Source organism: Acinetobacter sp. YH01011, assembly GCF_013420785.1.
GTDB lineage: Bacteria > Pseudomonadota > Gammaproteobacteria > Pseudomonadales > Moraxellaceae > Acinetobacter > Acinetobacter towneri.
Genome location: NZ_VOYG01000016.1, coordinates 15,544 through 26,388 on the forward strand (window position 1 = coordinate 15,544; position 10,845 = coordinate 26,388).

The 10,845-nt window shown below is 38.7% G+C and carries 13 protein-coding genes and 1 other RNA gene; 9 read left to right on the plus strand and 5 right to left on the minus strand.

Annotation, left to right across the window (positions count from 1 at the left end):
• The first annotated feature begins 41 nt into the window (after window positions 1–41).
• Genes FTT78_RS11165 through lpxA form a run of 4 tightly spaced genes read left to right on the plus strand, consistent with a single transcriptional unit; the run spans window position 42 to window position 2,892 of the window.
• Entirely contained in the window at window positions 42–542 is a 501-nt protein-coding gene (locus FTT78_RS11165; RefSeq protein ID WP_004976699.1) for an OmpH family outer membrane protein, read from the plus strand.
• 3 nt (window positions 543–545) lie between these two features.
• Complete coding sequence (gene lpxD, locus FTT78_RS11170; protein WP_180044309.1) at window positions 546–1,616, plus strand: UDP-3-O-(3-hydroxymyristoyl)glucosamine N-acyltransferase; 1,071 nt, start codon at window positions 546–548, stop codon at window positions 1,614–1,616.
• Window positions 1,617–1,618: 2 nt separating this feature from the next.
• Window positions 1,619–2,107 (plus strand): 3-hydroxyacyl-ACP dehydratase FabZ, encoded by a 489-nt coding sequence (gene fabZ / locus FTT78_RS11175; protein ID WP_004976697.1) that lies wholly within the window; start codon window positions 1,619–1,621, stop codon window positions 2,105–2,107.
• Complete coding sequence (lpxA, locus tag FTT78_RS11180; protein WP_019836491.1) at window positions 2,104–2,892, plus strand: acyl-ACP--UDP-N-acetylglucosamine O-acyltransferase; 789 nt, start codon at window positions 2,104–2,106, stop codon at window positions 2,890–2,892. Before fabZ ends, lpxA begins: the two co-directional genes overlap by 4 nt.
• Before the next feature lie 71 nt (window positions 2,893–2,963).
• On the opposite strand, the gene FTT78_RS11185 is transcribed toward lpxA, so the two are convergent.
• The gene (locus FTT78_RS11185; RefSeq protein ID WP_180044316.1) at window positions 2,964–3,809 is read right to left on the minus strand and encodes a YbgF trimerization domain-containing protein; all 846 of its coding nucleotides are present in this window, start codon (window positions 3,807–3,809) and stop codon (window positions 2,964–2,966) included.
• Window positions 3,810–4,157: 348 nt separating this feature from the next.
• Here FTT78_RS11185 and ffs point away from each other — a divergent pair.
• Window positions 4,158–4,254: signal recognition particle sRNA small type (ffs, locus tag FTT78_RS11190), an RNA gene on the plus strand.
• A 66-nt stretch (window positions 4,255–4,320) separates the two neighbouring features.
• Here ffs and FTT78_RS11195 read toward each other — a convergent pair.
• From FTT78_RS11195 to FTT78_RS11210, 4 genes are all read right to left on the minus strand, one after another.
• Window positions 4,321–5,010, minus strand: a complete 690-nt coding sequence (locus FTT78_RS11195) for a regulatory protein RecX (RefSeq protein ID WP_180044307.1) — start codon at window positions 5,008–5,010, stop codon at window positions 4,321–4,323.
• 81 nt (window positions 5,011–5,091) lie between these two features.
• Window positions 5,092–6,138 carry a recombinase RecA gene (gene recA / locus FTT78_RS11200; RefSeq protein ID WP_004976691.1) on the minus strand — a complete coding sequence of 349 codons (1,047 nt, stop codon included), beginning with the start codon at window positions 6,136–6,138 and terminating at the stop codon, window positions 5,092–5,094.
• 144 nt (window positions 6,139–6,282) lie between these two features.
• Window positions 6,283–6,723: an RNA-binding S4 domain-containing protein gene (locus tag FTT78_RS11205; RefSeq protein WP_004976690.1), complete on the minus strand. Its 441-nt coding sequence runs from the start codon at window positions 6,721–6,723 to the stop codon at window positions 6,283–6,285.
• Window positions 6,716–7,390: an HAD-IA family hydrolase gene (locus FTT78_RS11210; protein WP_096901429.1), complete on the minus strand. Its 675-nt coding sequence runs from the start codon at window positions 7,388–7,390 to the stop codon at window positions 6,716–6,718. The genes FTT78_RS11205 and FTT78_RS11210 overlap by 8 nt, the downstream gene beginning before the upstream one ends.
• 285 nt (window positions 7,391–7,675) lie before the next feature.
• Here FTT78_RS11210 and FTT78_RS11215 point away from each other — a divergent pair, with 285 nt between their 5' ends.
• From FTT78_RS11215 to FTT78_RS11230, 4 genes are all read left to right on the plus strand, one after another.
• Window positions 7,676–7,921 carry a hypothetical protein gene (locus FTT78_RS11215; RefSeq protein WP_004976684.1) on the plus strand — a complete coding sequence of 82 codons (246 nt, stop codon included), beginning with the start codon at window positions 7,676–7,678 and terminating at the stop codon, window positions 7,919–7,921.
• Between the two features lie 584 nt (window positions 7,922–8,505).
• A complete protein-coding gene (locus FTT78_RS11220; protein ID WP_004976682.1) occupies window positions 8,506–8,685 on the plus strand; it encodes a hypothetical protein in 180 nt (59 codons plus the stop codon).
• A 182-nt stretch (window positions 8,686–8,867) separates the two neighbouring features.
• Window positions 8,868–9,725, plus strand: coding sequence for a 3'(2'),5'-bisphosphate nucleotidase CysQ (locus tag FTT78_RS11225; protein ID WP_131261461.1), 858 nt, complete (start codon window positions 8,868–8,870; stop codon window positions 9,723–9,725).
• Between the two features lie 57 nt (window positions 9,726–9,782).
• Window positions 9,783–10,517: a histidine phosphatase family protein gene (locus tag FTT78_RS11230; RefSeq protein ID WP_004976677.1), complete on the plus strand. Its 735-nt coding sequence runs from the start codon at window positions 9,783–9,785 to the stop codon at window positions 10,515–10,517.
• Window positions 10,518–10,845 lie beyond the last annotated feature (328 nt).

The following is a 10,845-nucleotide window of genomic DNA, read 5'->3' on the forward strand; positions in this document are numbered from 1 at the left end:
GTACGACCCATGTTGGATTGTTTAAACACAGGATGTAGCACATGAAAAAAACAATATTGAGTTTGGCATTGTTGGGTTTATCTACAATGGCTGCAGTAGCACATGCTGCAGGCTATGGTGTGGTAAGTTTAGAGCGTGTTGTAGAAAATAGCAGTTATCTCAAACAGCAAAATCTCGCTTTGCAACAGTCTGTCAAACCACAAACCACTAAGCTTGAGCAACTGACAAAAGAGTTAGAAACCATGCAGCAACGCGCGCAACAGACTACGAATTTATCAGACGCTGAAAAGCAAAAAATGAATACACAGTTTCAAGCCAAATTGAAAGAATTTAATAGTTTGCAACAAGCGGTACAAACTAGTGTCCAGTCAGAATTGCACAAAATTAACGATGGTTTTGAAACTCGTTTAAAGCAAGTTGCTGAACAATTGCGTAAAGAAAATGGTTTAGATGTGGTTTTGAATAAAAACTCAGCACTTGCCTATGACCCGAAGTATGATTTAACTGATAAAATGATCCAAAAGGTCAACGCACTTAAATAATCAATGAGTTCCCAATATTATCGCTTAGAAGAAATTGCTGGTTTAGTTCAAGGTCAATGCATTGGACAAGCCGATTTACGTTTGCAAGGTTTGGCAAGCCTTGAGTCTGCTCAGGCGCATCAACTTGCATTCGTGAATGGCGATAAATATTTAGCGCAAGCACGTAGCTCTCAGGCGGGGGCTTTAATTGTGACCGCTTCACTACAAGCCGAGTTAGACAATCATCACAACTTTATTGTGGTCGATAATCCGTATTTAGCTTTTGCAATTTTAACCCATGTATTTGAGCGTAAGCATACGCAACGTGGTATAGAAAGCACAGCCCAAATCCATCCATCAGCCATCATCGCCGATAGTGCTTATATTGGTCATTACGTCGTAATTGGTGAAAATTGTGTGGTGGGTGACAATACGATTGTGCAATCGCACTGTAAAATTGATGACTTTGTCGAAATTGGTCAACAGTGTTTTATTGATTCACACGTGACTTTGACAGGCGCAGCCAAGCTTGGACATCGTGTGCGCATACACGCCAATACTGTAATTGGCAGTGAAGGCTTTGGCTTTGCACCTTATCAAGGCAAATGGCATCGTATTGCACAGTTGGGTTCGGTGATTATTGGCAATGACGTTCGTATTGGCTCGAATTGCAGCGTAGATCGCGGTGCACTAAATGATACAATTTTGGAAGATGGTGTCATTATTGATAACCTTGTGCAAATCGCACATAACGTCAAATTAGGTGCTCATACGGCCATTGCAGCAAAAACTGCCGTGGCTGGAAGTGTGACAATTGGCAAAAACTGTATCATTGGTGGTGGAAGTGCAATTTCAGGGCACTTAAATATTGCTGATAATGTGACTTTGACAGGAATGTCAATGGTCACAAATAATATTTCTGAATCAGGAAAATATTCGTCAGGTATAGGCTTGTTTGAAAATCAAAAGTGGAAACGTACTGTTGTGCGCCTCAGACAATTAGCAGATGTGCCATTGACCCAATTGGTGAAAAGACTTGATGATATGCAATCTCAAATTGAGTCCCTTGAATCAACTTTTAAATTGCGTAAATAATTATGATGACTGAGTCGAATTCTAGCACCTTCACTAAACCTGAATTGCCAATGCACATTCAAACCATTCGTGAATATTTACCCCATCGCTATCCGTTTTTATTGGTAGACCGCATTGTAGAAGTCACTGATAACGGTATCGTGGGTTATAAAAACGTATCTATCAATGAAGAATTCTTGCAAGGACACTTCCCGAATTATCCGATCATGCCGGGTGTTTTAATCGTTGAAGCGATGGCACAAGTGTCGGGTATTTTAGGTTTTATCATGAATAATGAGAAACCGAGCGCAGGTTCTTTGTTCCTTTTTGCAGGCGCAGAAAAAGTTCGATTTAAAAAACAAGTCGTTGCAGGCGATCAACTTGTATTAAAATCTGAATTAGTTATGCAAAAACGAGGCATTTACAAATATAATTGTATCGCCACCGTTGATGGCGTCGTCGCAGCAACCGCGGAAATTATGGTTTCGCATCAGAAAACAGAGCAAGCATGAGCAATAACCCACTCATTCACCCAACCGCTATTATTGACTCATCTGCAGTAATCGCTTCAGATGTCACGATTGGTCCATACTGTATTATTGGCCCAAATGTAACGATTGGTGAGGGTACAAAACTTCATTCGCATGTGGTGATTGGTGGTTACACCCGTATTGGTCAGCACAATGAAATTTTCCAGTTCGCCAGCGTAGGTGAGGTCTGTCAGGACTTAAAATATGCAGGTGAGGAAACTTGGCTAGAAATTGGTGATCACAACAAAATTCGTGAACACTGCAGTTTGCATCGTGGTACGGTGCAAGACAATAGCCTGACCAAAATTGGTAGTCACAACTTACTTATGGTCAATACGCATATCGCACATGACTGTATGGTGGGTGATCACAATATTTTTGCCAATAACGTGGGTGTGGCAGGTCATGTGCATGTTGGGGATTATGTGGTTGTCGGTGGAAACTCTGGTATTCACCAATTCTGTAAAATTGACTCTTATAGCATGATTGGTGGTGCATCGCTTATTCTTAAAGATGTGCCTGCGTATGTCATGGTTTCTGGTAATCCTGCACATGCATTTGCAATGAATGTGGAAGGAATGCGTCGTAAAGGCTGGTCGAAGGATGTGATTCAAGGTCTTCGTGAAGCCTTTAAACTCATTTACAAATCTGGATTAACCACTGAGCAAGCCATTCAGCAAATTCGCAGTGATATTTTGCCAAATGTGGCAGAAGCGCAGCGTTTAATTGATTCTTTAGAACAATCTGAACGTGGTATTGTGCGTTAAGGTTTGAGTTTACCGAATACGGCAAGCTTCAGAATATTAAAAGACATCCTCGGATGTCTTTTTTTATTGGCTTATTTTAAAAATCTTGCTTCTTCAGACTTTGGATATTGGCTCAGAATTTTACTTTTGTATTGCGCTGCTAAAGTAGGTTTGTGATCTACATCTTGCGCTATGCTATATAAGCGATATAAGGCACTTGATGCTTTTGCAGATTGGGGATACTTTGTTGCTACAATTTCAAAATTCTTTTTGGCTTCGGTGTAATTGGTTGGCTCAATTGCTAAATTAAATTCAGCTAACCAAAAATACGCATTGCTGATATACACACTGTTTGGGTGGTTTTTAATAAAGTTTTGCATAGGTGCAATCGCTTTTTTGGCGCCACCTTGTTTATAGGCATCCAATGCAACAGTATAGGCTGCTTTTTCCAGCTCAATATTGGTATTTAAACCTTGAGCTGTTGGACTCACATGCGTTGTATTTTGCACAGATTGCGTGGCATTGTTGTTTAACTGGTTGTTGCTGGCGCTGGGTGCAGTATCTTTTTGGTTATCCTCCTCAGCGGCAGGAGCAGATTCAGGGTCTATTTTTTGTTGGAGCAGTTCTAGACGTTGATCTAAATCGGTATAGCGATTTTGCAATTCATGTTTGAGCTGCGCAATTTCATTGTCTTGTTCTTCAATTTTGCCACGTAACTGGCGGATGTCATTTTCAAGTTGCTGATTTTTTTGCATCAACTGCCAATTGATATTGGTGGGTACATTAGCAGTTGCCATATTACTCGTTGCAATCGCAGGGCTATTGGCATAGCCAGCACTGCTTTGGCTGAGGTTGTGGCTTTCAATTGGAATATTGGCAAATACAGACGTTGAGCACAGTAGGGCAAGAGCACAAAGTGCATGCTTTTTTAGCATAATTGAATATCCATCTTAATCTTGTATAAGTGAGTCCTTGTAAGCGTATTGGACTCAACCTGTTGATTTAGTCATTTTCCACATTTAAAACGTCCGCGCGTGGAATTGCAATAAGCTTTTACAAACTTATCATCAATCTCAGCGCAATATGGGTAAATCTAGGATTTAAATCTCAAAATAATTTTATGATGGTTTAGTTAGACTAAGTTTTGAATTTTAAGTGAGGTTATTCTATAAATGTCTTCAATTGTTTTTAAAATAATCAATTGGATAGCATTATAAAAGGAAATACAGAACAACGCTTGCAAGTTTGTTAAAAATCTCTATACTCTGTTTTTGCAATGGTAGCCCTGCTGGTTACTTCGCAATTGTACTCTACGAACCCCGTCAGGACCGGAAGGTAGCAGCGGTAGTGGAACTATGATGTGCCGAAGGCTTGCTGGTAGGGTTGCCACCAGTTTTGAAATAATAATTCTATTTATCTTCTACTTATTTTGATCTTATATCCACTATTTTAAAAATCCTGCTCTTTCCTACGAATTGCTTTCATAATCGCATCCATATCAAAGCCCCGATACTGTAAAAAACGAATTTGTTTGGCTTTAAGTTTTGGCTCGTTTGCGACTTCTGTGCCGAATTTTTTCACTTTCAGTTGATAGGCTTGTTCTGCCCAATCAGTTTCTTTAAGTTCTTCTGAAATTAAACTGCTATCCACTTTTTTGTTTTTAAGAGCCATTTTAATACGATTTGGCCCTTTACCTTGCCGCTTTTGGCTAGCCAGTAACATTTCTGCTAGGCGTTGATCACTCTGATAATTTTCACGTGCCAATTCATTGACTAACTCAATCACTTCATCACGGTTTTCTGCATATAAAGCCAGTTTTTCAATTAAGTCATTTTTAGAATATTCTTTACGCGTTAAGACAGCAAAGGCGTAGCTGCGTAGACGAGAACCTGTTAGTCCTGGGCGTTTGTTTTGCTGTTCGTCTTGGTCTTCATTGTGATTGTGTTCTTGATCATCAATGGCTTCCGTATGAGCAGGGTATTGTTTATTAATGTTAGGCGCAGAATTTGAGGCAAAATGCAGGGCAGACGTTGTTTCGGAATATATCTGCTCAGTTCGGCTACATGATTGCTCATCTTCGCCAAATTGTTGTTTTAGCGCAGCATAATCAATCAGTTTGGGGAATTTATTTTCAGACATGGTAATGCTTCCATATACAATAAAACGCTCCGTAGAGCGTTCTATTTAATTCAGTTTGTTGTGTTCATCTTAGCGCATGCTTTAAACATCAAGTAAGTCGAATTCTTCTTCGTCTTTATCTTCTACAGGTGCAGCTTGACCTGTCGTGAGTAGTTGTTCACGAATAATCGCTTCGATGCCTTTAGCAAGCTCTGGATGTTCTTCAAGATGGCGAATGGTGTTGTTTTTACCTTGACCAATTTTATCGCCTTGATAAGAATACCAAGCACCAGCTTTTTGCACGATATTTTGTTGAACAGCTAAATCGACCAGCTCGCCCAAATGGTTAACGCCTTTACCGTAAAGAATCTGGAACAATGCTTCTTTAAATGGAGGCGCCATTTTGTTTTTCACAACTTTGACTTTGGTTTCAGAACCAATAATCTCGTCGCCTTCTTTCACCTGACCTACACGGCGAATATCTAAACGAACAGAAGCATAGAACTTCAATGCGTTACCGCCAGTTGTGGTTTCTGGGCTACCAAACATTACACCAATTTTCATACGAATTTGGTTAATGAAGATCACCATACAGTTCGAGCGTTTGGCATTACCTGTGATTTTACGCAAGGCTTGGCTCATTAAGCGTGCTTGTAAGCCCATGTGTGAGTCACCCATTTCGCCTTCAATTTCGGCACGAGGGGTTAAGGCAGCTACGGAGTCGACCACAATCATGTCGATTGCGCCAGAGCGTACCAACATATCGGCAATTTCAAGAGCTTGTTCACCGTTGTCTGGTTGCGATACTAAAAGATTGTCAATATCTACACCAAGTTTACGTGCATATTGAGGATCAAGCGCGTGTTCGGCATCAATAAAGGCACAAGTTCCACCAGCTTTTTGACATTCTGCAATGGCTTGCAAGGTCATAGTCGTTTTACCTGATGATTCAGGGCCGTAAATTTCAATGATACGACCTTTAGGTAAGCCACCAATACCCAATGCAATATCTAGGGTCAATGAGCCTGTAGATACGGCTTCTACCGCTTGCACAGTGTTGTCACCAAGACGCATGACTGTGTTCTTACCAAATTGTTTTTCAATCTGGCTTAACGCAGCGTTTAACGCCTTGCTTTTATTCTCATCCATCTTACAACCTCAATACGATGTCACGAAACAATATACTCAAGTGGATGCATTTACTTAAATCTTTTCCACATGCAATATAGTGACAGAATTTGTCCTGTAGTTCTATTTATATCACGGGCTGTGCGACAGCCTGTGACGCTCTATTTAATCATCATTATATGACCAAAATTGGTCAAATTGCTGATCATTCTCTTGTTTAAATTTGCTGATGTCACGACGGTCTTTTTTACTTGGTCGATGATCAGGTCGTGCTAGATTATGCAACTTTCTTTGGGTCGCAATCAATTCCCTGCGTGCAATACTCACTTCAGTTTCTTCATAAAGTTGCTGAGCGACAGGGGCAGGGCCGCGTACGCCGGATAATGCCTTGACCAATACGGTTTTCTTATCAAAACCTTGTTGAATGGTCAGCTCAGTTCCCACACGAATTTCTTTGGAAACTTTAACGCGCTCGCCATTGTGATGTACTTTGCCGCCTTCAATGGCAGCTTTTGCAATAGAGCGGGTCTTGAAAAAACGTGCAGCCCATAGCCATTTATCAATTCGGATCGTTTCAATGGCTTCGTGGGACGAAGTTTTAGGCATATTTTTGAGTGTCCTCAAATTGTTCTAAGACAGGAATTAAATCTGTTAATTGGTGCAACATAGGGTAATTACAAGTCTGACGCGTAGGTTTTGCTGAGGATGGCTGGGCAATACTATATAAGTGTCCAATCCCAAAGGCTTTAGCACCATTAAGCACCTTTTCGGTGTCATCTATAAAATAGCAATCTTCAGGATTAAATGCATGTTGTTGTTGCAATGTTTGCCAAAATTCAACGCGCTCTTTGGCATAACCAATACTTTCAGAACTAACAATCACTTCAAAATACTTTGCTAAACCTGTATGTGCTAATTTAAAGTCTAAACCTGCACAATCGGCATTGGTGGTGAGCCAAATGTGATAGCCATTATTTTTTAAATATTCCAGTAACTCGATAGCTTGTGGACGCAACGTGACTTGATCTTTATATTCAAGTTGCATCGCAAGCATATCTACACCCACTTTAGCCGTCCAAAAACGTGAGGAATACCACTCTAAGGTGTGGCTATGCGCTTGATAAAAATCGTATAAAATTTCTTTGCTGCGCTCTAAAGAACAGGCGTGTAATTCTGCATAGCGAATAGGCAGTTGTTCATTCCAAATAAAATCATCATAAGCGAGATCTAACAGCGTTCCGTCCATGTCAAACATGATGATATTTTTGTGCATTTAGACATCCTAAACCATTAAGCAATTGCCAAAAGGCAAATAAAACTGGCTCATTTAAACATGCTTGAGGCATAACTCAAAATACTGTCTGATTATTCGCCAAATTGTGTTAGGCTAAACAGATAAGCACTGTGCAGGTGTTGCATATAAATAGGTGAGATGGGGCAGTTGTAAAAAGTAACTGTAGTGTTCACAAAAAACAATTTTTTTGACATATTTCTGTATTTGTTTGTCTGTATAAGCATAGAAATTGAGTGGTAAATTTTTTAAATTAGGGAGCTAGTAATGGCTGAACAACAGTATTTAGATTTAAAACACTTAGATAAACAACTCGATGAGTTTGAGAAAAAGAAGAAAAAAATTAAGAAAATGCGTATCGGCTATAAATTATTTGCGCATTTAATGGGCGATGAAAAATTCGCCCATCATGTTTCAGAGTCGGCATTAAACCCAGATAAACGTAGTTATCGTAAAGTCAAAATTAAAATCACCTCAGATGAGGGAGAGTTAACTTTTCTAGAAAAGGATTGATTAATTTTTTGATTTAAAATTCTAGTGATTTTGATTATGTATACAAATTTGTGTACCTTTAAATCTGGCCCGATTGATGCAGATCGGGCTTTTTTATACCTTAATTCTATGAATGGTTCAACCTGAATTAGAATCCTTTTATAAGTCGAAATTTGATCATAAATGATCAGTAAAATTAGTATTGAAAGTCCCTTCTTTTACGCCATGTATTGCTCAGGATGAGGAGTATATTCCGCAAGTGGATGAGGGGATTCTTATAAAAAACCTCTCCCTGAGGAGCATGCTCCGCAAGTCTCCTAAAAGGAAAGGGAATTTCCTTTGCAGTGATTCAAAAATGATTTAAGAAAGAATCTTTTTAAATAAAATGCATCAAGTTGTCATAATCTGCACTTAAGTTATTCAGCAAACTCAGTGAAATGTAATAGGTCGTGTTTAGTCTATTTCAGTATAAGTTCTGTGTATAAATGTGGCAAGGTGCGCTCAAATGTTACGCTTTAACTATCAAAAGAGGCATGAATATGACAGAACGATACCTGAGAATATTGACAATTTTTCATGATTAAATAAATTTAAAAGGAATTGTGATGTCTATTTTAGGAATTGCCATTACCACTATTTTGGGTTTATTGGGTATTGCTGCAATTATTATTGGTTTTTTTGGTGGTGAAACTTATTTGGTGATTGTGGGTATTTTATTATTGGTTAGTGGTGCACTCACTTTATCGATGTTTAAAAAAAGATTATCCAATCCATTTAAAGATTAATTAACTAAGCACTCAATAAATAAAAAACTCAAGTAAAAATGAATTGCCTTGACACATAAAGTCTTGATTTAGCATATCTAGCCACTAAATTTTATCTACGCATCAGCCGTAAATTTTATTACAATGTTTTTATGAAAGTAATGAAAAATTAGACCTTTAGATACAGTCTAAAAAGGATAGTTATGTTTATAAAAACAAAGGCGCCAACGCATACTTTAATTTTACAGTTATTGCCAATCGTGCAGCAGGCGTGTGAAATTTTAAATCAGGAATTTCAAGATTATTGTTCAGGTGCTGCTTTTGATGTAGAAAAGAAAACCGATGATTCTCCTGTTACGCAAGCCGATTATCGAGTCAATTATTATTTAATGCAGGCTTTGGCAAAAATCTCCAATTTACCTGTGTTGTCCGAAGAAGGTGAGCAAGACCAACGTCAGCAATGGCAGCAATTTTGGTTGCTTGATCCTTTAGATGGCACGAAAGAGTTTTTACATCAACGTCCTGAATTTACCATTAATTTAAGTTTAATTTGTGGTGTGCAAACAACTTTTGCAGTACTTGCAGTACCAGGCGAGCAAACTATTTATTTTTGTCCTGAACAGGGTATGCCATTGAAATATCATATTTTAACTCAGCAATGGTATCTCTATCAGTCTGAACCCACGGTAACATCTTCAGTTCTAAAAATTGGATTAAGCCACAGTAGTCAAAAAAAATCACACTATGCAGACTATTTAAAAAGCTTGGCGCAGTTGACCAATTTTGAAGAACTAAAAGCAGGTAGTGCTTATAAATTCTGCATGATTTTGGAAGATCGTGTCGATATTTACCCACGTTTTCATCCGACTTCTGAGTGGGACACCAGTGCAGGACAATGTTTATTGGAACGAATAGGTGGTGGATTGGTCGATTTTCAGGGGCGGGCATTTTTATATAATCAGCGCGATACATTGTTAAATGGTGGTTTTATCGCCTATAAAAATACGCAGATGAAACAGATTGCCTTACAAGCACTTGGACTTATGGCGAAGTCAGATTGAGCAAAGTGCTGAACATGGTATAGTGTCAAGCAACCAAGTTAAAATTTTGGCTAGATCATGGCATTAGAACTACTCCCTGCAAGTATGCTTAAAGCAATTGATTTATTGCCTGATGCTCAGACGCCTGTGACTTTGTTTACCCGTCATTCTATTCGTGAAATTGTCGTTGGTCAGGGTTTGGCTGGCTATAATTTACAATTGACCGAACAAGGTCGCGATTTAGCCGAAGCATGGGGAGGCTACTTGGTTGGAAATACAGATCGGGTGATTCAACACTGTATTTCAAGTCCTATTCAGCGTTGTGTCGATACGGCTGCTTTAATGATTCGTGGGGCAGATGGCATTACCCTCGAACCCAATACCCATCACATTGAAATTATAGAACAAGGTTTATTGGTGGAACCAGGAAGCTTTGTACTTGATATCAAACAGGCAGGCCCATATTTTCAGAAACAGGGTGCTTTAGGCTTTATTAATAGTTTTGTGAATAATGCCTTGCCCGGCATGAAACATCCGATTCATGGTGTCGTGGATGTCCTTGAGCTGATTTATAACACCCATCCAACCAACCAATACGGACTGAGTTTGGCTGTGAGTCATGATACGATTTTAGCTGCAATTATCGCGGTGATTTCTGGACGTAATGAAGTCACGCAAGCCGATTGGCCAGACATGATGGAAGGTTTATTCGTTTGGTTTGAAGGTGATGAGTTTTTAGAATCCAAGCTAAAATGGATTTGGCGCGGTCAGATTCACACTTTAGATATCTCGCAATTTCGTCAGAAAGTTTAAGCAGAAAATTGAACGCATATTCTAGTGCTATCCATTCAGTACGATAGAATACCGTCTGTCAGAAATTAAAAAAAATAATTCAAATTTTATTCTCTTTTTTTCCTTCATTTTATGCAGTTGTGAGCGCAAACTCGATCAAATATTGTCTATCAATCTGTGTGCTGCTTTAAAAATTCGCTGATTTTTATAAAGAAAAATTAATAAAATTGTGTTGAAAATATAAAGCGATATGAAACTTGAGAATTGCATAATTTTATACATCTATTTAATATAAAAATACAAGCCATTGAAAAATATGTGTTTATTTTTATATTTTTTGTCATAGATT